Origin of the sequence: Flavobacterium sp. AG291 (assembly GCF_003350375.1) — a bacterium.
GTDB lineage: Bacteria > Bacteroidota > Bacteroidia > Flavobacteriales > Flavobacteriaceae > Flavobacterium > Flavobacterium suzhouense.
The window spans coordinates 255571-279365 of sequence record NZ_QQAR01000001.1; the positions used below are offsets into that span (position 1 = coordinate 255571).

20 protein-coding genes and 1 riboswitch are annotated in these 23795 nt (G+C 39.4%); of the genes, 10 read left to right on the forward strand and 10 right to left on the reverse strand.

Going from position 1 to position 23795, the window contains the following annotated elements; translation table 11 throughout:
- Genes DEU42_RS01190 through DEU42_RS01200 form a run of 3 tightly spaced genes read right to left on the reverse strand, consistent with a single transcriptional unit; the run spans window position 1 to window position 2367 of the window.
- Window positions 1–282: a hypothetical protein gene (locus DEU42_RS01190; RefSeq protein WP_114756451.1), complete on the reverse strand. Its 282-nt coding sequence runs from the start codon at window positions 280–282 to the stop codon at window positions 1–3.
- 43 nt (window positions 283–325) lie between these two features.
- Entirely contained in the window at window positions 326–1018 is a 693-nt protein-coding gene (locus DEU42_RS01195) for a response regulator transcription factor (RefSeq protein ID WP_114756452.1), read from the reverse strand.
- The gene (locus DEU42_RS01200; RefSeq protein ID WP_114756453.1) at window positions 1015–2367 is read right to left on the reverse strand and encodes a sensor histidine kinase; all 1353 of its coding nucleotides are present in this window, start codon (window positions 2365–2367) and stop codon (window positions 1015–1017) included. The genes DEU42_RS01195 and DEU42_RS01200 overlap by 4 nt, the downstream gene beginning before the upstream one ends.
- A 104-nt stretch (window positions 2368–2471) precedes the next feature.
- On the opposite strand from DEU42_RS01200, the gene DEU42_RS01205 reads away from it, so the two are divergent.
- From DEU42_RS01205 to DEU42_RS01215, 3 genes are all read left to right on the forward strand, one after another.
- Window positions 2472–4937: an outer membrane beta-barrel family protein gene (locus tag DEU42_RS01205; protein ID WP_147278037.1), complete on the forward strand. Its 2466-nt coding sequence runs from the start codon at window positions 2472–2474 to the stop codon at window positions 4935–4937.
- 105 nt (window positions 4938–5042) lie between these two features.
- Window positions 5043–5237: riboswitch (cobalamin riboswitch) on the forward strand.
- Window positions 5238–5503: 266 nt separating this feature from the next.
- Window positions 5504–6508: a beta-ketoacyl-ACP synthase III gene (locus DEU42_RS01210; protein ID WP_114756455.1), complete on the forward strand. Its 1005-nt coding sequence runs from the start codon at window positions 5504–5506 to the stop codon at window positions 6506–6508.
- Window positions 6509–6510: 2 nt separating this feature from the next.
- Window positions 6511–6897, forward strand: a complete 387-nt coding sequence (locus DEU42_RS01215) for an acyl-CoA thioesterase (RefSeq protein ID WP_114756456.1) — start codon at window positions 6511–6513, stop codon at window positions 6895–6897.
- Window positions 6898–6998: 101 nt separating this feature from the next.
- On the opposite strand, the gene DEU42_RS01220 is transcribed toward DEU42_RS01215, so the two are convergent.
- On the reverse strand, window positions 6999–9245 hold the full coding sequence (locus tag DEU42_RS01220; protein WP_114756457.1) for a TonB-dependent receptor: 2247 nt from the start codon (window positions 9243–9245) through the stop codon (window positions 6999–7001).
- Window positions 9246–9449: 204 nt separating this feature from the next.
- Here DEU42_RS01220 and DEU42_RS01225 point away from each other — a divergent pair, with 204 nt between their 5' ends.
- From DEU42_RS01225 to DEU42_RS01255, 7 genes are all read left to right on the forward strand, one after another.
- Window positions 9450–10298, forward strand: coding sequence for a helix-turn-helix domain-containing protein (locus tag DEU42_RS01225; RefSeq protein WP_233506594.1), 849 nt, complete (start codon window positions 9450–9452; stop codon window positions 10296–10298).
- Window positions 10299–10378: 80 nt separating this feature from the next.
- Window positions 10379–10567, forward strand: a complete 189-nt coding sequence (locus DEU42_RS01230) for a hypothetical protein (RefSeq protein ID WP_114756459.1) — start codon at window positions 10379–10381, stop codon at window positions 10565–10567.
- Between the two features lie 8 nt (window positions 10568–10575).
- Window positions 10576–10932, forward strand: coding sequence for a hypothetical protein (locus tag DEU42_RS01235; protein ID WP_147278038.1), 357 nt, complete (start codon window positions 10576–10578; stop codon window positions 10930–10932).
- 543 nt (window positions 10933–11475) lie between these two features.
- Window positions 11476–12555, forward strand: coding sequence for an efflux RND transporter periplasmic adaptor subunit (locus tag DEU42_RS01240; protein WP_114756461.1), 1080 nt, complete (start codon window positions 11476–11478; stop codon window positions 12553–12555).
- Window positions 12556–12557: 2 nt separating this feature from the next.
- Complete coding sequence (locus DEU42_RS01245) at window positions 12558–15632, forward strand: efflux RND transporter permease subunit (protein ID WP_114756462.1); 3075 nt, start codon at window positions 12558–12560, stop codon at window positions 15630–15632.
- 13 nt (window positions 15633–15645) lie between these two features.
- The gene (locus tag DEU42_RS01250; RefSeq protein WP_114756463.1) at window positions 15646–16944 is read left to right on the forward strand and encodes a TolC family protein; all 1299 of its coding nucleotides are present in this window, start codon (window positions 15646–15648) and stop codon (window positions 16942–16944) included.
- A gap of 2 nt (window positions 16945–16946) precedes the next feature.
- A complete protein-coding gene (locus tag DEU42_RS01255) occupies window positions 16947–17306 on the forward strand; it encodes a hypothetical protein (RefSeq protein ID WP_114756464.1) in 360 nt (119 codons plus the stop codon).
- A gap of 47 nt (window positions 17307–17353) precedes the next feature.
- Here the strand turns inward: DEU42_RS01255 and DEU42_RS01260 are convergent, their stop codons facing one another.
- From DEU42_RS01260 to DEU42_RS01285, 6 genes are all read right to left on the reverse strand, one after another.
- Window positions 17354–18799 carry a glycoside hydrolase family 30 protein gene (locus DEU42_RS01260; protein WP_114756465.1) on the reverse strand — a complete coding sequence of 482 codons (1446 nt, stop codon included), beginning with the start codon at window positions 18797–18799 and terminating at the stop codon, window positions 17354–17356.
- Window positions 18800–18862: 63 nt separating this feature from the next.
- Window positions 18863–19525: a ribulose-phosphate 3-epimerase gene (gene rpe / locus DEU42_RS01265; RefSeq protein WP_114756466.1), complete on the reverse strand. Its 663-nt coding sequence runs from the start codon at window positions 19523–19525 to the stop codon at window positions 18863–18865.
- Between the two features lie 107 nt (window positions 19526–19632).
- Complete coding sequence (locus DEU42_RS01270) at window positions 19633–20247, reverse strand: hypothetical protein (protein ID WP_114756467.1); 615 nt, start codon at window positions 20245–20247, stop codon at window positions 19633–19635.
- A gap of 321 nt (window positions 20248–20568) precedes the next feature.
- A complete protein-coding gene (locus DEU42_RS01275) occupies window positions 20569–21432 on the reverse strand; it encodes an RNA polymerase sigma factor RpoD/SigA (RefSeq protein WP_020212501.1) in 864 nt (287 codons plus the stop codon).
- A gap of 147 nt (window positions 21433–21579) precedes the next feature.
- Window positions 21580–23271, reverse strand: a complete 1692-nt coding sequence (locus DEU42_RS01280) for a hypothetical protein (protein ID WP_147278039.1) — start codon at window positions 23269–23271, stop codon at window positions 21580–21582.
- Complete coding sequence (locus DEU42_RS01285; protein WP_114756469.1) at window positions 23240–23788, reverse strand: RNA polymerase sigma factor; 549 nt, start codon at window positions 23786–23788, stop codon at window positions 23240–23242. Before DEU42_RS01285 ends, DEU42_RS01280 begins: the two co-directional genes overlap by 32 nt.
- Window positions 23789–23795 lie beyond the last annotated feature (7 nt).

The window sequence follows — 23795 nt, forward strand, 5'->3', positions numbered from 1 at the left end:
TTATGCCTTTTTGGGCTGTGTTTTTTTAGAAGCTTTCTTTTTAGGTGTTTTGGCCACAGGCTTCTTTTTTTCAGGAGCTGGTTCTGCTTTGCCATCAGTGTAAATAACTGTTTCAACCCCGGTTGGCTTACACATTTCTGAAGCATCAACTATTGTCAAAGCACTGTTAAAGGGTAAATTCAGACTAATCTCATTGTTGAAATCATATCTTAATGAATCGGGAGATAAAGTATCCGATACGCAAAAGAAAAACAAAAGTGCTAAAAGTAATATTCGTGCCATGATTTTACTGTTGGTTGTGTAAATGTAACTAAAATATTGATTGTCAGTTTTTAATTTTAAACTCAAGGCCAAGTCCGCGGTAACTGTTGATTGCAATAGCATTGTCCTCTCCAAAATACTTTCTGAGCCTGCTGATGAATACATCCATGCTACGGCCGGAGAAGAAGTCGTCGTTACCCCATACCTCAGTGAGTATATCTTCACGTTTAATCATACGGTTCCTGTTGGTAAACAAATAGCTTATAAGATGGGCTTCTTTTTCAGTCAGGCGATGTAACAGATCGTTTATGGTCAGGGTATAATTGGCATTGTCAAACTTATATTGTCCTATTAGTATAATATTGTCAGCTGAAGGCTGGGAAGCAAAACTGCGTTGCGAACGCTTTAGTATGTTTGTAATTCGCAATATCAGTTCATCGGCTTCAAAAGGTTTTACTACATAATCATCAGCACCCAGTTTCAATCCTCTTATCTTGTCTTCTTTCATTCCTTTTGCTGTAAGGAAGATCAATGGGATTTCTGGCTTAATAGCAATTACTTTCTCTGCGAGGGTAAAACCGTCCATTTTGGGCATCATTACATCAAATACACATATGTCGGGACTTGTGTCAGGAAATAACGCTAATGCTTCGGCACCATCTTTGGCCCAGGTAACTGTGAATCCTGATATCTCCAGGTATTGCCTCAGGATGCTGGCATAATCAAAATCGTCTTCAGCTAATAGTATATGCTTCATGGCTTGGGTATTGAAATTAAGAATTCAGCACCTTTGCCTTCATCACTGTTAACGGTTATATATCCCTTGTAGGCTTTTACAAGCTGCTGAACATAAAACAGTCCAAGTCCTAATCCCTTAGATGTATGTATGTTTCCCTTCTGAACCCTGTAGAACTTTTCAAAAATTGCTTTTTGCTCTTTTTTAGCAATGCCAATGCCGTTGTCGTTTACGCTTAATGTAACTTTATCATTGTCTTCCTTCAGGTTTATGGTAATGCAGTCGGCACCATATTTTACAGCATTATCAAGAAGATTAATGAGCATGGTCGAAAAGTGAAACCTGTCCATGCGAAATGTGGTAGCAGTTACATTGTTCTCTATTTTAATGTCTGGATGCGAAAGCATAAAGTCTTCTAAAATCTCATTTATGCAGTTCCGGTCAATATATTGTTCCCTTGCTGCGGTAATACTCCCTTCGGTTAGGGAAGCTTCAGTTACCTGTCCAAAGAGCTTTTGCATACGAATGTTTTGCCTGTCGATAATTTCGAGCGAATGCCTGAAATGTTCTTCGGTGAGCTCGCCTTCTTTTTTGCGGAGTGTCTTTACGGCTATATCAAGTGCGGCTATAGGCGTCTGAAACTCGTGGGTAATGTTATTTATGAAGTCGGTTTTTATCTCGGCTATCTTTTTCTGGGTGATAAGATTCTTTATAGACAGGTAAAAGAGGATTACTACAAAACTTAGCAACACAACTGAAAAAATAAGTAGCCCTGCCATCTTAATATACACCTGACGTTCCCAGTTGGCAATGCTGTAATAACGTTGCGATACCACTTCAAAAGTATAATTGGTCTTTTTTAGTGAGCTGTCAGTATATTTACCATCACGCCATGTAGATTGTGATGCTGCAGTTTCGGGCGTTCTTGCTTCGTTATTACCGTAAAGCATCAGTTTTCCTTTAAATATTGTATCCGGTATTTTACTGCCTTCCCTAAATAGTACTATCGTTTTAAGATAGTCGATATAATTTACTTCATATTCTTCAAATATCTTATTGCTATTGACATATTTACCCATAATGCCGGAAAGTGAATCGGCAACCTTAGTAATCATATCCTCATATTCGTCTTTGCTTGCTTTTTGATTGTAATAATCTTCGATGAACTTACCAGTGCGAATCATCCATACGCTATTAAGGGTGTCCAGTTTTCCTGAAGTTTCCAGAGCAAGGAACTGACTGGTTATTTCGGCGTTAGCCTCCTTGGCTTTAAGCTTATAGGTGTTATAAATAAAATAGCCCTGTATTACGGCAAGAGCCGATACAGTAACAATGCATCCGATGATAAGGAAAAGAATCTTTCGTTTCATACTAAGGTATACTATCTGCAAGATACAAAACTAAGGTTTTCCTTATTCCGATGGTAAGTGAATACCCCCATTAACCTGTCGTTAACCTAGCATTAACCATAAAGGTGAGAACATTTACTGAGCTTTGCGGTAATCATCAAATCATCATCATGGGTTCAATCATCAACAAAAAACGTTTGTTTTCATTTTTAATCACTTTCATTTCACTTGCCTGTGCGGCGCAGAACCCCGCCGTATCGGGTAAAGTAATAGATACCAACAAACAGCCGGTTGCATTTGCCAATGTAGTCCTGAAAGCAGTAGTAAAAGATAGTACTTTTATGAGGACATCATTTACAGATGAGAATGGCCATTTTGAAATTGCATCCGATCCAGATCAGAAAGAATATACATTAGAGATAAACACTATAGGTTACGAGAGTTATAGTGCCGCACTTGAGATAACAGCAAATTTGAAACTGCCGGATATTGTGCTTCAGGCATCGGCTAAAGAGCTTGATGGTGTAGTGATAGATCAAAAAAGGCCTGTGGTAACACGTAAGATAGACCGTCTTGAGTTTGATGTTGAGAATTCTATCCTGTCATCAGATAATGCATGGGAAATAGTTAAGAAAACTCCGGGAGTGATTGCTTCGAGCGACGGACTTTCCATTCGCGGAAGCAGCGGTATACTGGTTACCATAAACGACAAGAAAGTATATCTTACCGGAACGGAGCTCAAAAATCTTCTTGAAAATACTGATGGCAGCAATATAAAATCGGTTGAGGTAATCACAACACCACCTGCTAAATATGAAGCCCAGGGTAGTGCCGTACTGAACATCAAAATGAAAAAGAATATTGGAGGGGGCTATAAAGGTATGGCAACGGGAGCCTATGTGCAGTCGATGTATCCTAAAGGTGTGGTCGCAACCAACCATTATTATAAAGGTAAGAAGCTTACGGTTTTTGGTGGGTACATGTTTGGGTCGGGGCATTATTATGGCGAAAGCAAAGGTGATGTAAAATACTTTGATGCCAATGGCGATGTCTCATCTACATGGAAGAGTATAGAAAAATCGAATTACCGTGCAAAACAGCAAAACAGCTATAACATAACTGCTGAATATACCATCGATTCACTTAATACCTTTTCGGCAGGATTTAACGGTTTTCAAAGTCTTAAGAGCACTGCGCTTGTAGATACGCCAACCTATATTTACAATTCATCAGGGCAGCTTGACTCATTGTTTACCAGCCATAATCATAGGGACTATCCGGAAAAGAACAGTACTTTTACAGGGTCTTTTGAGCATAAGTTTAATGCTACGCACATGTTGGTTCTTTCGTCTGATTATACTTCATATTACACCAATCAGGATCAGGATATAAATACGGCTTTTTCACTGCCCGATGCTGCGCCATACAGACAGCAGGATATCCAGAGTGATGACACCCGACGTATCGATTTGTTATCCGTTCAGGCGGATTATAACGGACAGGTAGGCACTACCAGAATTGAAGGAGGAATGCGTTATGGTAAGGTTGATGCTGAAAATAACTTTGATTACTATAGCGAAATTGATGGTGTACCGGTTCCGGGCAACCTCTCGAACATGTTTTTGTATGATGAAACCATCATGGCCGGTTATATTGGTGCCGACAGGGAATTTGGTAAATGGGGCTTTAAGCTGGGACTTCGTGGCGAACATACTAAGCTTGAGGGCGATCTGGAAACTACCGGAGAGGTAAACAGTCAGAACTACTTCAAGTTATTTCCGTCGGCGTATGCGCTTTATAAAGCTTCTGACAATCATCAGATAGGTTTCTCGTATGGCAAGCGCATCATAAGGCCACAGTATGGTATGCTTAATCCGTTCAGGTCCTACAGTACCCCTTTTTCGTATACAACAGGAAATCCGCAGCTGCAGCCTACTATAGCCCATAATTTTGGGCTGCAGTATACGCTAAAAGGCAAGTATATGTTTGGTGCGTTTTACCGTTACGAAAAAGATCCTTTTGCTAATATTACCTATCAGGACTATGCAACCAGCACCATAATAACAGAGTATACCAACATCAGCAGCAATACATCAGTGGGAGCTGAATTTAACACTAATGTAGAATTGTTTCCGTGGTGGGAAGCAGGGACTTTTTTAACGGCAGGATATCAGCAAAACAGTTTTCAGGGAGCAGATGGAACTATTCGGGAAATAGACAGGTGGACATTTTACGGCAATACTAATAACCGTTTTATGCTGAATAAAAAGAAGGACTTCTTTGCAGAGCTTAGTTTCTTTTACTCATCAGCAACTGTATATGGAGCTTACAAATTAGGAGATATTTCGAGTCTCTCTATAAGTTTCAGGAAACGATTCTGGAAGGAAAACGGCGAAATTTCGCTTATATTCTCTGATATTTATAGAGGGGAGCGCCAAACTACCACTACAAGTTATGCCAATCAGTACAGTAGCTACAGGTCTTATGGTGATACACAAAGCTTCAGGATCCAGTTCAGGTACCGTTTTGGTAACCAGAAATTACAGGATGGAAAAGCTGTACAAAAAACCGAAGAGCAAAACCGTTTATAAACAATAACGTTTGAGTTAGTTGTCCTGCCCCGTCATTATTGGCGGGACAGGACTTTTGTATAGATTATTGTTGGTATATTTGCAGCCATAAGTTCTTTACTTAATTTCTTTTCAAACAGGAATGGTTTTCGGCAATAGCCGGAATGAAAAGGGAATCGTGTGCAAATCACGAACTGTCGCGCAACTGTAAATGCCACACCACAGTTTTTACTACTCATGTCCACTGTTCGCAATAGGCGGATGGGAAGGACCGTAAAAACGGCATAAGTCAGGAGACCTGCCATTACTTACTTGACAATGCTTTCGCGGTTTGAAGCAATTGGTTTTCGGTTATTTCATGGTATTCCCGTGCCCGAACCTAAGCTTCTTAAGGCATTGTGAAATGGGCAAAAGGGCTTTTAACTAATTTATTAATTTTTTAAAAGCAAGTAAACATGAGACACATTCAGAAATGTTACTTTGGTGAACGCCTGAGTCCTAAAGCAACATTTGCCGTAGTAACGGCATCGGGTTAGTCGGGCAAAACAATTGCGGCCTAAGGCTTACTTATTTACCAATTTAATTTTATGAATACCAAAATGAATGCAGCAATTACTGCTGTTGGTGGTTATGTACCCCAAACCATACTTGATAATGCCACTCTGGAGAAGATGGTAGATACATCAGACGAATGGATTATTACCCGAACCGGAATAAAAGAACGCAGAATACTCGAACCGGGCAAAGCAACTTCAGATATGGCTGCTTTTGCAATACAAAACCTGCTTGAGAATTCAGGAGTAGACCCAGAAGAAATAGAAGTACTTATACTGGCTACTTCTACACCTGATACGATACTTTCGCCTACTGCACCGCTTGCCTGTGTAAAAGCAGGTCTTAAAAATGCCTGGGGTTTTGACCTGAATGCTGCCTGTAGTGGGTTTTTATACGCGCTTTCCGTAGCAGCGTCACTTGTAGAGAGCGGCAGGCATAAAAAAGTACTTTTAGTTGGAGCCGACAAAATGAGTGCTATTGTAAACTACGAAGACCGTAATACCTGTGTGCTTTTTGGAGATGGGGCAGGAGCGGTATTACTGGAACCTGCTCAGGACGGGACAGGAGTTTTAGATACAGTCTATAAATCTGACGGAAGCGGTATACAGTTTCTTTCGGTTCCGGCAGGAGGATCGGCAGAGGGAACAGGTCAGCAGACACTCGATGAGAAAAGACATTATGTACAACAGGATGGGCGCACAGTGTTTAAGAACGCCATAAATGGTATGACTACAGCCAGCAATGAACTTTTGCAAAAGCTGAACCTTTCTACCGAAACTATAGACTGGGTAGTGCCACATCAGGCGAACCTGCGTATTATCGATTCAGTTGGTCAAAACCTTGGTATTCCTAAACAAAAGATAAAGGTAAATATTGAGCGCTATGGCAACACGACGGCAGCGACATTGCCGCTTTGCCTGTGGGATTTTCATAATGATTTTAAACCCGGCGATAAAATATTGCTTACCGCTTTTGGTGCCGGATTCACATGGGGGAGTACCTGCGTAGTGTGGGGAAACCTTAGAAACAATAACTAATAATGACTTTACAAGAAAAAATAGACGCTGCTCAAACACACATTTTTAAAGCAATATTTCCTAATACAACCAATCATTACGATACGCTCTTTGGAGGTATGGCCATGCATCTTATGGATGAGGTAGCCTTTATTACCGCTACACGTTTCAGCAGACAACGAATGGTTACCGTGAGCAGTGACCGTATCGACTTTAAAAAGCCAATACCGGCGGGTACTTTTGCTGAATTGATAGGCAAGGTTACACATATTGGTAATACCAGTCTTAAGGTACATGTTGAGATATATGTCGAGAATATGTATTCTGATAACAGGGAAAAAGCCATAACAGGCGATTTTACTTTTGTGGCTATTAATGAACAGAAAGAACCAATCCCAATTAATAAGTAACCTGTTCCCTTTTTATCATTGCGGGGAAGTATAGCACGGTAATCTCAAGGATTGTCGCGTTACGTTCACTTCACTCGCAATGATTAAAAATTATTCCTGTTTTAAAACAGGTTATAGCGCATCCCTATATAAATTCTTCTGCCCTGTAGCGATCCATAATTATAGCTGGTATCAAAAGTATATCCGTTAGGATTGGTTACCGGATCATCGGCTGTTTTATTAAAAGGATCAAACGGACGCATTAACGGGTCTTTTGGTACAAAATCAAAGAGGTTTTTCATGCCCATATACAATTCAAGTCCGTAAGTGAATTTTTTGGTAAACTGAATATTGGCAATGCAGAACCACGGTGAGTATTCCGATCTGTAGTCATTAGGTAATATGGGTAGCCGCATCGGGCCATACCAGTTGCCGGTAACATCTATACTGTAATTGTTTTTAAAGCTGTAGGTAGCAACAAAATTACCGGTCCATTTAGGCGCATGAAGCTGTTGTGACCTTTCTTCGCCATTACCTTTGTTTTCTATCTGGAAAACATCCATGTATGATACGCCTACCATCATCTTCAACGGAAAATTGAAAGTTACATCTGTGTTTAAGGATACACCCTGCGATATGGCATGCCCTTTCAGGTTGTCGTAAATAATCTTATCCGGATCAGTATCGAAATCGCCTACGATCTTATTGGTAAAATAGGAGTAAAAGCCTGTGATGTCAAAATTAAGGAAGGCAAAATTTGAAGGAACTTTTAATATATAGTTCAGGTTACCATTATAGGAGCGTTCCGGTTTCAGTGCTTCGGTAATTACAACATCGCGTGCACCTGTTAGCGCCGCATGGTCTTCGGTAAAAAGGTTTACCACTCTAAAGCCTGTACCAAAGCTTGCTCTGACAGTATTATTGTGGTTAGGAGCAAATTTATAAGCTACCCTTGGCGAATGCACGCCACCGTGGTTTTTGTCATAATCAAAACGATAACCTCCCAATAATTTATGTTTTTCATTGAGTGTCCATTCATCCTGTACAAATAGTCCTGGTAATGGTGTTTCCTGTGGCCTGTTGGCTAAACCGTCTGTGCTGGAGGTAGCCGGAGTGTTGTCGTCATAATAGGTGTAACGGAAAGCTCCTCCTAACAGGAAGTTGTGGTTGGGGCCAAACTGCTTGTCCCAATAGGTTTGTATGAAGGCTACCTGCTGATTAGCCATATAAGGCGTAAAACCATAATAAGAATTCTGATCATGCCAGTTATAGGAGAACTGGGTAAATATCCTTTCGGTTGTAGGAAGCTGGTATAAGCCTATAAGTTCTGCACGTTTGGTATAAATGCTTTCGCCATAAATGCTGTCACTGCCACGCCATTGTTTGGTCCAGTTCATCTCGCCACCCCAACGGTCTTCATATACATAGCGCGTACCCAGGCTAAAAGCACGATTTTCTTTACGTTCAAAATTCCATTTATTGAATAATGAGATACGGTTTTGTTGGGTAACATCGGTAAAATTATCACCGTTCTTATCGGCAAGTACGCTATAGTTAAAATAGTTTACTCCTAATAACGAAGTAGCTTTTCCGGCTTTAAGCTTTACTGCGGCATCAAGACTTTGTTCCCCCCAGCTTGTAAAAAAATAATCAGCACTTACAACAGGTGCCTTAGTTGGGCTTTTGGTTATCACATTAATAATGCCTCCCATAGCTTCAGACCCGTACAGTGATGATGCGGGGCCTTTTACCACTTCAATGCGTTCTACAATGCTGTTCGGTATACCACTTAGCCCATAGACGGTTGACAGGGCACTAACTATCGGCATACCGTCTATGAGTATCATGGTGTATGGGCCTTCCATACCATTAATATGGATGTCACCTGTATTACATACGTTGCAGTTAAGCTGTGGCATAACGCCGTTCACCATTCCTACAGCCTCAAAAAGACTGGCAGTGGGATTCTTTTTAAACAATTTTGGTGTTATTATTTCTACAGGGATAGGGCTGTCACTACGGCTTACTTCCTTCATGGTACCGGTAATAACCACTTCATCAAGGGCTTTATTCTCGTCCTGCATAACAATATTCAGGATTATAGGCGTACTACTGTTTAAGGTAACTTTTTTACGTTCGTTAAGCATTCCAACCGAACTGAATATAACCTCATAGGTGCCGAACGGTATGTCTTTTATTTCATACTTTCCGTCATTATCGGCGGCAATTGATTGTCCTGTAGGAAGTAGAACAATACTAACTGCGGGAACGGGTTCATTGTTTTGCGTAATTTTTCCCTTTATGCTTCCGGTTTGGGCAAACAGGGGGATTGTTGCGAATAATAATATAAATAGTATATGTTTTTTCATTATCTAAACTAATAATTAGTATTGCAAAAGTATAAATTTAGATTAGTCTAAAAATTATTTTTTATTTTATTTTAAAATAATGTTTTAGGAGGCTAACTTTTATTGTTTTTCTAATAAGATTTTTATGTATAATATCTTAGGTTATTTTTCTGTTATATTTTCTTGTAATTCCTTATTTTTACAGGACAGAAAAGAAAATCGCATTTGGATTCAACGGGTAATTTCATAACTATAAAACCAAAAGATGAGGTGGTAGCAAAATATATTGACTACTACTATTTTCATGTGTCTGACGATCCTTTATTCACTAAAAGATTCTTTTTTTATCCTAATTACAAACATGCAATTACGGTTTATAAAGGATCCGATGTTAGTCTTACCGAAGAAGGGTCTGTAGTCCTGCCTTCAGCAGATGATGCTATTCTTTCTTTCTATTCCATAAATACTGACCAGAATTTTAAAGTACAGCTTAACGGCATTTTCAATAAGGTGGGTATTGTATTCAATCCGCTTGGACTGAATCATTTTCTAAAAGAACCCCTTGGAAACTTTTTTGATCAGGCAACCAATAAGCTTGATTGCTTTGGAGCCTCTTTTGTAAAAACTTTGCAAAGTGTGTACGCCGAAAGTGATGCTGAAGCTAAAGGTGCTGTGTTGGATACTTTTTTTGCAGATACTTTTTCTGGGTTCAATGAGCCAGTCGTAAAAAAAGCGGTGCAGGAAATATTAAATTCAAATGGTTCGGTTAAGGTCGATGAACTTTCGGAACTTCTGGATGTGAACCGTAAAACGTTATTGCGCCTTTTTAAAAAACATCTTTGCTGTAGTGTGGAGGAATATAAAAAGCTGGTAATGTTCCGTAATGCATTAAACTATTCTCAGGCTATGGGAGAAGAAGCATCTTTAACCGATGTTGCCCTTTACAGTCTTTACTACGATCAGGCGCATTATATTAAACATTTTAAATCGGTTACGAATCAGTCACCTAAAGCGTTGCTGTCTAAACTTACAAAGTTGGGAAGCCAGGAAACGTACTGGTATTTTGAAGATTAAACGGAAGTGTCCCAATTTTACAATTTTCTGTTTTAGAGGTTTGGTAAGTTTGTATTATAAATCAGATAAATCAACCGAATATGAAAATTACAACTAAAAAACAATTGCTTGCCATCCTTATTATTGTAAATCTGCTTGTCTTTTCTGTGATTGGAGCAGTACTGTTTTACTTTGACGGAATAAGAATTCTTGCCCCTCTTTTAGGTGCCGCTGCGGCAGTTACAGCTATTCAGTATAATATGAGGAAAAAACAACTTCCTCAGGTATAGTAATCCAAATGAAAATTACCTTCAGGCATATTTTAATTTTTTGCACTACACTATTCATTAGTATGGTTATAGGTTATCTTGCCGATACATTATTTGATGTAAGATGGTATGGTTACCTTGCAGTGGGAGCAGCAATAAGCTGTTTTCTGTACATCAATAGCCAGCCAAAGCCTTTCATGGAGACGGCTCATCCATATTTAAGGTATGGTGTAGGCATATTAGTGCTATTGCTTATTTTTAGTGCTCTTGGATTTTTAGGTCACATTATTTTTGGGATAGATTTTTTTAAGCCCATACTATTTGGCTTTATTATCGCGTTTACAATGTTCTTTAATCAAAGAAAAACCACAATCAAAAAACAATAGTTATGTTACAGTTCATAATGATGATTGTTACCTTTATACAGGAAATTCTCATAAGTATATTTTGCTAAAAAAGCTTCCCGCAAGGAACGGGAAGCCTTTTTTCTGAAATAAGCACACACATTATCTTTAAGTATCTGTTTGGGACCGCAAATACTGTTTGTGATGCAATTAACTAACTAACAATGAGTCAATTTACCTAAAAAAAAACGTAGCTCATTATAAAGCGGTTAAAAATTACCTTTTGTCCTGATATTCTGCCATCTTATCGTATTTTTCTTTAGCATATTTATAAAAAGCTTCATTTTCCTGTATGGATAAATATGTAGTTGTTTGATAGTTATTGTTTTATGTAAGAAAATAAGTCTGAATATTTGTGTTAAAGTATTGACTGGTTTTTCCTATTCAATACTATATTGACTTAGCTTTGCAAAGCAACTGCATATTATGCCTTTGACGAATTGAATTGGTCATTTATTACGATTTCGTAATAACAATGGCATTCTATTCGTGTAGATTTGCGAATCGCTATACTATATCATAATTATGAAGGTTAAATACATCGTATACACACTCTTATTTGCGGGCGTTGGAGCCCTTGTGTTTTACAGGATATCTGAAAATAAAAAACAAAAAATGGACGCTGCCGGAGGTGGAGGAAAAGATGGTAAAAAGCCTCCTATGGCTGTAAACGGAGTAGTTGTTGCTCCTCAGGAGTTTGCCAATACACTTTCGCTTTCAGGTTCGATAGAGGCTAATGAACAGATTGAAGTGCATTCAGAGGTGTCGGGTATTGCCGAGAAAATATTTTTTACCGAAGGTGCTAAGGTGAGCAAAGGCCAGGTATTGGTAAAAATTAATGATATAGAATTGCGTGCTCAGGCAGGTCAGGCAAAAACAAGGCAAACCCTTGCGGCTGAAAATGAAAGACGCGCCCGATTGCTGCTGCAAAAAGAGGCAATAAGCCAGGAAGAATATGATATAGCAAGTGCTGATTATAAAACAGCTTTGGCACAGACACAACTTATTAATGCACAAATAGGAAAAACTTCAATAAGAGCCCCGTTTTCAGGGACTATTGGTTTACGTAATATATCGCCCGGAACTTATGTAACGCCTACTACGCTTATTACAAATCTTGTAAACAGCAGTCAGATTAAGATTACCTTTTCTGTTCCTGAAAAATATGCTTCGCAAATGAAGGTGAATTCAGTAATTACTTTTACTGTATCAGGAAGCAATGAGACATTCCAGGCTAAAGTATATGCATTAGAACCTTCGGTAGAAGTTACCACCCGTACCTTAAAGGTTAGGGCTATTGCTGAAAATGCACAGGGTAAACTGTTGCCGGGTACTTTTGCAAATGTCATCCTTCCCCTGGATGAGGTTAAGGATGCTTTTGTAATTCCTACCGAGGCTATTGTACCGGTTCAGGGAGGTAAAAAGGTATTTGTTGTAAGGAATGGGCAGGCCCAGGAAGCTACTGTAGAAACAGGTACACGTACTGATAAGGATATTGTAGTGCTTTCAGGACTTAAAGCCGGAGATACGGTGCTAACGACTGGTGTGCTAACCCTGAAGAAAGAGACTCCGGTAAAAGTATCGCTAACTAAAAAAGCGAAGTAGCGATGAGTTTATCTACGTTAAGCATAAAACGTCCCGTACTTACCATTGTAATGAATGTGGGCATAATCCTTTTTGGGGTTATAGGTTATACCTTTCTTGGCGTAAGGGAGTTTCCTTCTATCGATCCGGCACAAATATCTGTTCGTACAAGTTATGCCGGTGCTAATGCCGATATTATTGAATCGCAAATTACTGAACCACTCGAAAAAGCCATTAACTCTATTGATGGTATCCGAAATATTACCTCGTCGAGTAACCAGGGTTCTAGTAATATTACCATAGAATTTGAACTTGAAAAGAACCTTGAGGAAGCTGCTAATGATGTGCGTGACAAAGTATCGCAGGCTGTTCGAAGTCTTCCGCAGGATATCGATGCTCCGCCTGTAGTATCTAAGGCTGACGCCGATTCGGAACCGATCATTACAATGACCGTTCAGAGTGCTACAAGAAATCCATTGGAATTGAGTGATTATGCCGAGAATGTAATTGCCGAAAGATTACAGACCATTCCCGGTGTGAGTAGCGTGCAGATATGGGGACAGAAACGTTATGCCATGAGGCTTTGGCTTGACCCTATACAACTAAATTCGTATGGAGTTACTGTTAGTGATGTGCGTAATGCACTGAATAGCCAAAACGTAGAGTTGCCAACAGGTAAGCTTACAGGAGCTAATACCGAACTGACCATTAAAACATTGGGTAACCTTGCAACACCTGAGCAGTTTAATAATATTATAATAAAATCCGAAGGGGAGAAGATAGTACGCTTCAGCGATGTAGGTAATGCCGAGCTGGGGCCTGAGAATACAGAAACCAAAATGACCAACGATGGTCAGCAGCTGGTGGGGCTTGCGATCATTCCGCAGCCGGGAACAAACTATGTTGAGATTGCCGATGCTTTTTATGCTCAGTATGAACAGATGAAAAAAGAGCTGCCGGGAGATCTGATTACTAATATCGTTATCGATAATACGGTATTTATTAAAAAGTCGGTACTGGAGGTGGCTGAAACACTGGCAATATCTATCATACTCGTAACTTTGATTATTTATCTTTTCTTCCGTGACTGGGCAATAGCATTACGCCCTTTATTAGATATACCTGTTTCCCTTATTGCTACATTCTTTATCATGTATATTTTCGGGTTCTCCATAAATGTACTTACACTATTGGCTATTGTATTGGCTACCGGGCTTGTGGTAGATGATGGTATTGTTGTTACCGAAAATATATTTAAAAAGGTGGAAGAAGGTATGACGCCTATTGAGGCAGCTATGAAAGGTGCTAATGAGATTTTCTTTGCGGTTATCTCTATTTCCATAACGCTTGCGGCAGTGTTCCTTCCGGTAATTTTCCTTGAAGGTTTTGTTGGACGACTCTTCCGGGAGTTTGGGGTCGTAATCGCGGCAGCGGTACTGGTATCGGCATTTGTATCACTTACACTTACACCAATGCTTAATGCCTACCTGATAAAAGGAGTGCATAAAAAATCGAAATTCTACGAATTTACCGAACCTTATTTTGAAAAGATGAACAAAGGCTACGCAGGAATGCTTACCAATTTTATGAAAAGGAAATGGGTGAGTTTCCCTATACTTATCATCTGTATTGGTTTTATAGGTTTGTTCTACACTATCATTCAAAAAGAAACAGCGCCATACGACGACAGGAGTTTTATAGGGATGAATATTACGGCACCCGAAGGTGCTTCCTATGAATACATGGATCGTTTTATGCGTGAAATGGAGGAATTGATAAAAGATTCGATACCTGAGAAAAAAGCAAGCCTTGTAATTACATCACCGGGCTTTGGTTCTGCTTCTGTAAATAGCGGGCGTATTAGAATTGCACTTACAGAACCTGAAAACAGGGAGCGTTCACAGAAAGAAATCGCTGCTAACCTTACCAAATGGACAAAAAAATACAGCGAGGCCAAAACAGCAGTGTCTGAGCAGCCTACGATTGCCGTAAACCGCAGGGGAGGTCCGCCGATCCAATATATTATACAGGCACAGAATTTTGAAAAACTCCAGGAAAAGATACCGGTATTTATGGATGAAGTAGCTAAAGATCCTACTTTTTCCATGACCGATGTTAATCTTAAGTTCAATAAGCCTGAAATCAATGTGACCATTGATCGTGAAAAGGCCGAAAGCCTTGGTGTGTCATTGCTTGATGTTGCACAGACATTACAATTATCTTTAAGCGGGCAGCGTTTTGGATACTTTATGATGAATGGTAAACAGTACCAGGTTATTGGGCAGTTTGAACAGGACGATCGTGCCGCACCTATCGATTTAACATCAACATTTGTAAAGAGCAATACGGGACAATTAATACAGTTGGATAACCTTGTTTCGGTAGATGAGCAAAGCAGTCCGCCGCAGTTATACCATAACAACAGGTATATGTCGGCTACTGTATCGGCTGGGCTTGCGCCGGGTATGAGTATAAGCGACGGTATTGATGCGATGGAGCGTGCCAAAGAAAAAGTGCTGGACGATTCATTTACTACCGATCTTGGTGGTGAGTCACGTGACTTTGTTGAAAGTAGCTCGAATACCCTTTTTGCTTTCGGATTGGCATTATTGCTAATTTATCTGATACTGGCAGGACAATTTGAAAGTTTTATAGATCCTTTTATTATTATTCTTACCGTGCCAATGGCAGTTGCCGGGGCATTATTATCATTGTGGTTGTTCGGGCAGACATGGAACATCTTCAGCCAGATTGGTACCATTATGCTTATCGGGCTTGTAACCAAAAATGGTATCCTTATCGTGGAATTTGCCAATCAGCTGCGTGAAGAAGGAAAAGAAAAATATGAAGCCATTATGGAGGCTGCCGAATCGCGTCTTCGCCCGATATTAATGACGAGTTTGGCGATTGCTCTTGGAGCTTTACCAATTGCGATGTCATTAGGGGCAGCATCTACCAGCCGTATTGGTATGGGGGTTGTAATTGTTGGAGGAACGGTATTTTCACTTGTACTTACCCTTTTTATAATTCCGGCAATTTATTTTATGTGGTCGCGACCTAAAAAGCACCGACCTGAATTTGATAATCTTGAAGACTAAAGCCATTGTATCTATGAAGTTTTATTTATATATAGCATTTATATTTATCACAACGCTTTCGCAGGCGCAGGAACTGCTTACGCCACAACAGGCCATAGCTATCGCGTTAGAAAATAATTACGATATTAAGCTGGCTCAAAATGACCTGAAAATTGATGAGCAGAATGTTAGCCTTGCGAATGCCGGTTTGCTACCCAATGTAGCTGGTACATTTACGCAGAATAATAATATTCAGCACCTGAAACAGATACGTAGTGACGGTACAGTTCAGGAACAGGATAATGCACATAATAATAGTATGAATTATGGTGTAAACCTGGGGTGGACAATTTTTGATGGTTTTAAGATGTTTGCCCGTTATGACCAATTACAGGAATTACAGAAGCAGGGAGAAACTGAATTAAAACTCATGATACTGAACAGGGTTAGCGATGTAATGACAACGTACTTTGACCTGGTGCAGCAACAGCAGAATCTTACCGTGATGGATACTGCTATTGTAATTTCTAAACAAAGGGTAACCACAGCAGACAACCGATTTAAGATTGGTAAAGCAGCTAAACTGGAAGTGCTGAATGCACAGGTGGACTTGAATACTGACCAGACGAACCTGCTTCGCCAGAAGGAATTGTATGAGAATACAAAAACCTACCTGAATGAACTTTTGGCGCGCGATCTTACCACAAAATTTATGGTGATCGATTCGGTTAATATCGATGATAAACTAAAGCTTGGGGACCTGATGAATATCGCTTCACAGCAAAATCCGCAGATACAGTTGGCGCTCATCAATAAAAGGGTTGCCGAACTTAACCTCAAACAGGTTAAGGGTTCGCGTTATCCGCAGGTAGCGGTAAATACCGGTTATGTCTTTAATAACAGTGAATCGAGCCTTGGGTTTACGCAGCAAAGTAACAGCCGCGGACTTAACTATGGTGTTTCGGCATCCATAAATATATTTAATGGTTTTTTACAGAACCGTAACGAGAAGATAGCTAAAATACAGATTGATAACAGTAAAGTACTTGTCGATCAGCAAACGCAGACTATTAACTCTCAATTGATCTCGGCTTTTCAGACATATCTAACGAATATAGAATTGGTAAAGCTTGAGGCGACCAACGAAGAAATTGCCATGCAAAACCTTGATATCACGCTTGAAAAATACCGTATAGGGACAATAACGCAACTTGAGGTTCGTGCAGCACAGCTTAACTATGTAAATGCACGTGTACGAAGCAGTACGGCACAGTTTCAGGCAAAAATATCGGAAATTACCCTTAAGCAGCTGGCAGGGAATGTTACTTTTTAAGGATGGATGCTGAAGAATTAAAATTGCAAGTTGAAAATGAAATTGATCTTCTTATATCAAAAGTAGCTGATATACCATATGAACTTATTCCAAAAGTTAATGAGTCAAATGATTTTGCCTATCCTTTTGTGGATATAAGTTCTGAAGGAGATTTATACTATGTTGTCAGAGAGCAGGGAGTAGAATTAGAAAGAAGCATTCAGCCTGATACAGATTGTTTATTAAAAGTAATTTTCAAAAGCATATCTTATGAATTAGCTTTTCGCGAAGAACTTAAAAACAGCAATAATTATTCTCATCAGCAAGTCAAAAACTTGCAGGAAGAGTACTTAAAGAAGTTTAATCCTGATTGGGGTTTATAAATACAAAAGGCAGCCATTGGCTGCCTTTTTTGTGCTCTGTATATTTTTTAGAAAACCAGTGTCTGTATAGAGTGTGGCTCACTTGCAACTTCTACGGCCTTGCCTTCTATCCAAAGGTTGTAGTTTACTTTCTGGTCGCCTTTATTCATTACGATAACGGCAACTTTACCGTCAGTATTGATGAATCCTGTTGCACTGATAGCGCTACGGCTTGGTGAAACAGCGATACGCTTAGCACCCGGACGTACGAATTTAGAGAAGTGACCTATGTAGTAATATTCATTGGTATACATAATCTCTCCTGTTTTTACATTAGCGTGTATTGGTGCAAAACAAAGGTTGAAAACGTGGTTAGGTCCCCCTGTTTCATCAAGGAGGATGTTCCAGTCTGTCCATGCAACAATGCCATTATTGAAATCGTTGATCATGTTCGTTCCGTAAAGCTCGCCCAGTTTCCAGTCGTATACTTTATTGATGTCAAATTTCTCTTTACAGCCTTCGGTAAAGATAAGGTTGGTTTCAGGATATGTTTCGTGAACCAGTTTCAGGTTGTTGAACATCTGTTCGCCACCGCTCCAGTTCTCATACCAGTGGTACCCGATACCCCAAACGTATTTTGCAGCTTCAGGGTCATTAAGTACTGTGCTTGCTCTTTGGAACAGCATATCTCGGTTGTGATCCCAGGCGATGATCTTTTTATCACCAAGACCTTCTTTTTTCATTGTTGGCCCAAGGTAGTTCTTAAGGAAATCACGCTCTTCTTCGCCTGTATAAATACATGACTCCCATGTTTGGGTTGCCATTGGCTCATTCTGGATAGAGATTCCCCAGATTGGAATACCTTCTTTTTCGTAAGCTTTAATGAACTTAGTGTAGTAGGTTGCCCACGGCTGGTAGAATTCAGGTAACAATTTTCCGCCTTTCAGCATGTTTTTGTTGTCCTTCATAAAAGCGGGTGGACTCCACGGCGAAGCATACATCGTCAGTTTGCCTCCTGCAGTAGCAATAGCCTGCTTGATCATCGGGATGCGGAACTTCTTGTCGTGGTCTACGCTGAACGATTTCAGTTCCTTATCACCTTCTTTGATGTAAGTGTAGCTGCCACTTGAAAAGTCACTACTGTGGATGGTAGTCCTTGCCAGCGTGTAGCCAATACCTTTGTTCGGGTCATAGTAGGCCTCGATGATTTCCTTCTGTTTGTCTTTCGGCAATTTTGCAAAAGTCTCCGCAGAAGCATCAGTAATCGCTCCACCTATACCCATAACCGTTTGGAAAGTCTTGTTTGGGTCAACAAATACAGAAATTTGCGTTTCAAGCGGCTGCTTCAGTTCGGCGAACGAAAGCGTGCCCTGTTCGGCGCTCAGTTTCTGGCCTGTTTTTTCGGCAGTGGTGTACACTGTTACCTTTTTGCCATCTGTAGCGAAAGGATTTTTGTTCTGACCCCAAAGCGCACTGCCTGAAGCCAAAAGGATTAATAATGGAATTTTTTTCATAGAATGTTGAATAGATGTTTGGCCTTTCGGCCGGTTTGGATGTTTATTTGGGTTTTTGGAAATTTAAAAAGTGGTCAGCTTCTTAAGTCCCGCTATGGTTGCAACCGGGTCTTCCGCCCTGAACACATAGTTTCCGGCAACAAGTACATCGGCACCTGCCTCAACCAGTTGTTTTGCATTTTTGTCGCTCACCCCACCATCAATCTCGATAAGTGTAGAAGCACCGTTACGGGTAATAATTTCTTTTAGCTTTTTTACTTTGTCGTATGTTCTTTCAATGAAAGACTGTCCGCCAAATCCAGGATTAACACTCATAAGGCAAACTACGTCAACATCTTTGATAACGTCTTCAAGAAGCGATACATTAGTATGTGGGTTAACTGCAATACCTGCTTTCATGCCTTCAGCTTTGATAGCCTGAAGCGTACGGTGAAGGTGTGTGCAAGCCTCAATGTGCACGGTAAGGTTAGTAGCGCCAAGCTGAGCAAATGTTTTGATGTACTGATCAGGATTAACGATCATAAGGTGTACGTCAATTGTTTTTTTAGCGTGACGTGTTATAGCCTCAAGTACCGGCATACCGAAAGAGATGTTTGGTACGAAAACACCATCCATGATATCAATGTGAAACCAGTCAGCCTCACTGTTATTAATCATTTCGATATCGCGTTGCAGGTTGGCAAAATCAGCCGAAAGCACAGAAGGTGCAATTAGAGTATTTTTCATCGTGAATTTGTATGTTTAGGCAAAGATAACCTTAACTGCCTAAGCTACAAAATGCCAATGTCATAAAATTACCATTCTAAAAATCGTAATAATGTATTTTTAAGTTCTTATTGGGTAATATTTCCTGTTGATTCCGATTGTTCACTTTCCCCTTCAATGAACCAGTTGCGTTGAAAATCCAGATTAAGGAAAATGATTCTGATTTTCATGCCAGAGTATTTTTCTTTCAGGCTTTTATACCATTTAAATCCGGTATCGTTGATGGTTGGGGCCTCTTTTTTTGCATATAATCCCCATGTAAGGATAACAGTCGCATCATAATTTTGGCTGCCCAAATCTGATTTTTCAAGGAATGTAAAATCTTTTATCCAGTTATCAATATGTTCTGTGGTAATGGCAGGGGCAGTGTTTATTTTTTCAGCATTATTAATAACCTGGCCACATCTTGTGCCTTTAAAATTATCCTCAACCTGATAACCATCTTTGTTGAAAAAATAGGCGTGAGGAATTGGTAAATTGTTTTTTACTGCAAAAGCTCTGAAAACCGTAGTGTCTTTTAGTGTAGCAAGATCGGCTATCTGATAATCGACTTTACTGCTGTCAAGATAATGCAGTAAGGAAGTTTTAGTTTGTGGCTGAAAATCAAAATTTATCTTTTTGTGAAATGTAATGCTGCATGATGTAAGAAGTAAGATAAGAAAGAGAAACAGTAATTTTTTCATAGTAGGGATGGTGATATTCAACGAAAGATGAAACGAAAATATTAAAATAAGTTTTGTCGTACAATTTATTGTTTACTGTTTACGTTATGATGTAAGATTTTCCGTATTTAATTAATTTGAGTTATGCTAAAACGGAAGGTTTAGACAAAAAAAAAACTCCGGTAATCAGCCGGAGTTCAATCATCAATCAAAAAACGAACAGTTATTGAACTGTTTGTAGTTTTAAATATTTTTAGTTTTTACATACAAAATCAGACTGCCAAAATACAAATTTTATTTAAAATATGAAATCCGGGCAGTCTTTTTTGTAGTAATATGTAATTAGCCTAAATAGGTTTTAAGTATCTTGCTTCTCGAAGTATGTTTTAACCTTCTGATTGCCTTTTCCTTAATCTGGCGAACACGCTCACGTGTAAGGTCAAAAGTTTCTCCAATTTCTTCAAGTGTCATTGGGTGCTGGTCACCTAAACCGAAATAAAGCCTAACAACATCAGCCTCACGAGGCGTTAATGTTTCAAGGGCACGCTCAATTTCAGTACGAAGCGATTCGTGGATAAGTTCACGATCCGGGTTTGGAGACTCACCTGAACGTAGTACGTCATAAAGGTTAGAATCTTCACCCTCTACAAGCGGAGCATCCATTGACAGGTGACGGCCAGAGTTTTTCATACTCTCTTTAACGTCATTTACTGTCATGTCAAGCTCTTTTGCAATCTCTTCAGCTGAAGGAGCACGCTCGTTGCTTTGTTCAAGCAAAGCATACATTTTATTGATTTTGTTGATAGAACCAATTTTGTTAAGTGGCAAACGTACTATACGTGATTGCTCTGCAAGAGCCTGAAGTATAGACTGACGAATCCACCATACAGCATAAGATATAAATTTAAAACCACGTGTTTCGTCAAAACGTTGTGCGGCTTTAATAAGTCCTAAATTCCCTTCATTAATAAGATCGGGAAGTGTCAGGCCCTGATTTTGATATTGTTTAGCTACTGATACAACGAAACGTAAGTTAGCTTTTGTCAGTTTTTCAAGTGCTCTCTGGTCTCCGGCTTTTATACGTTGTGCTAACTCTACCTCCTCATCTGCAGTGATCAAATCCACTTTTCCAATTTCCTGAAGGTACTTGTCTAATGAAGCAGTCTCCCTGTTGGTTACCTGCTTGGTAATTTTTAATTGTCTCATGTAACGTTTCCTGAGTTTTATGTATGTATATATTATACGTAGCAAGCAGGTAAAAAGTTACACGATAGTGTAGTTATTTTTTGATTTTAACTTTTCATAAGTGAAAATAAAATTTTGTATAGGTGTATTTGTTTGTGATATAATGCTTTAGAGGTCGAAATTGTATTGAAGGCCTATTCTGAAAGTAAAAGAATATGGCTTACTGTTGCTATACGAATTGAAATAATAATTAAATACCGGTTCGGCATTCACCTGGAAAGAAGGGTTTATTTTATAGTGTAATCCAAGACCAAGAACTCCGGTAAAGCTTGTTTTTTTTGCCGCATTCCATTCTCCTAAAAATACTCTTCCATTTTCGTTGTAAGCAAAAACTTCATTTTTATTCAGTAGAAGCATACTGCCTCCGCTAAATAGATTTACACCAAAACGACGATCGAACAAGTTATAGCTTACTTCAATCGGAATCTCAAAGTAACTTAGTTTGCGGTCAATGTTTATTATAGCGGCATAGTTGTTAACAGAAACAGTAGCAAGTTTATCAATTACGGAACCATTGGTTACTCCGTCAGAGTAGTCTATCCAGGTAAAATTATCAGGGGGCATTATTCCGATTTCTGTTCCGGTAGACTCCATGGTATAATTTAGCTTAATGCCATTTGCCGATTGCTTCAGTTTATACACCGAAACACCGGTGCGAATGCTTAGTTTATGATTAAAATGATAGCCAAAAAGTACTCCAAAACGAGTTGTGGATTTAGTGTTGAGATCAGAAGTTGTGGAATCGGTTACAACTGTGCTGTTCGGAAAGCTAAAATACGACGGGCCTCCATAAGCATATACCGAGAATTTCTTGTAAGGTACTGGTGGTATGCTGTCTTTTTTGTTTTCGTCATCTTTTTTCGCTTCTTCTGTGGGAACAGTTACTTTGAGGCTGTCTGCTGCAACTTTTGTAGTATCGGTTATGCTTTCAATATTTCCATTTCCAATGTTCTTTGTTTCTATAGCCGATGAACTCTTTTCATTATTTGTAGCAGCATTATCGTTATTAGTAGTGGCAGCTAATGATGAATCATTTATAGTATCCGTTTCTTCTGTTGTTCGCTTGTTTTTTGCAGCAGTATTTTCATTTAAAGCATCAGGGCGATTAGCATTTTTAGACTTGTTTCCTAAAGTGGCTATATGATCTGTCGCGGCTGTATCGGTTTTTGATGTTTTTTTAGATTTTACAGGTTTGTCTTTTTCTGTATAAGCTGTTTCAGACTGTGAATCTTTATTACTGATGTTGTTATTTGTTCTTGCCTGTTTTTGTTTGGTTTTGACTGATGAAGATTCTATTGTGACTTTTGCCTCGGAATTTTTCTGAGAAGCTTTAGAATCGCTTACAGTGTTTTTTACGTTTTTAGAAGGCATAGTTGTATTTCCCTCGGTTTTTGTTGTCGAAATCGAAACTTTATTATTTTCTGCAGCAACTCTATTTTCGCTTGTGTTGCTCCCAGATGAGGTAGGAGTGCTCATTGTATTACTTTCAGCGTTTTTAGATTCCTCAGAAGTAATAATAGTATTTATAGTTCCTTTACGCTGAGAGTTATCTTTTTTATTGGTATTCTCTGTATTAGAAAGCACATAAGCTGTTGCCGTAATGCCAATAATGGTACAAATGATAATGTACAACCAGAAGAATGGGAAAAATTTTCTTTTCTTTTTCTGTTGTTTGTCAAGGTCGGCACTTATAGCACCCCACATAGCATCGTTGGGCTGCCTGTCCAGGCTGTCCAGTTTTTCACGAATGGCTTTTCCTATGTCTTTTTTAGCTTCCATGGCTTTGGGTATGCTCAGCATTTTTAAGTGCTGTAATTTTTTCTTTTAATATGGCTTTTGCCCTGTGCAGGTTCGATTTCGAGGTGCTTTCGGATATCGACAGCATTGTTGCAATCTCTTTGTGCGGATAATCATCCAGTTGATAAAGGCAGAATACAAGCCGGTACTGATCGGGCAGTTGTTGTACCATATCGAGTATTATATCTGCCGGAATATTCATTTCTTCTTCACCCACATCGGTATCGCTTGTAAAGTTATCCTTTATAGGTGTCAGTTGTTTGGTTTTTTTAAAGCTGCTTATGGCTTTATTTATAGTGATACGCTTCATCCAGCCTTCGAAGGAGCCTGTTCCTTTAAATTTATCGATGGTAGTAAATATTTCGATGAATGCATTGTGCAGGTTGTCTTCGGCTTCAGCTTCGTTACGGCAATACTTAAGGCACAGAGAGAAAAGTACCCCCTTATAAAGGTGGTACAGTTCTTCCTGCGAACCGCGATTATAATTGCGGCATCCTTTTATGATTTGCTCTAAGTCCAAGAATGAA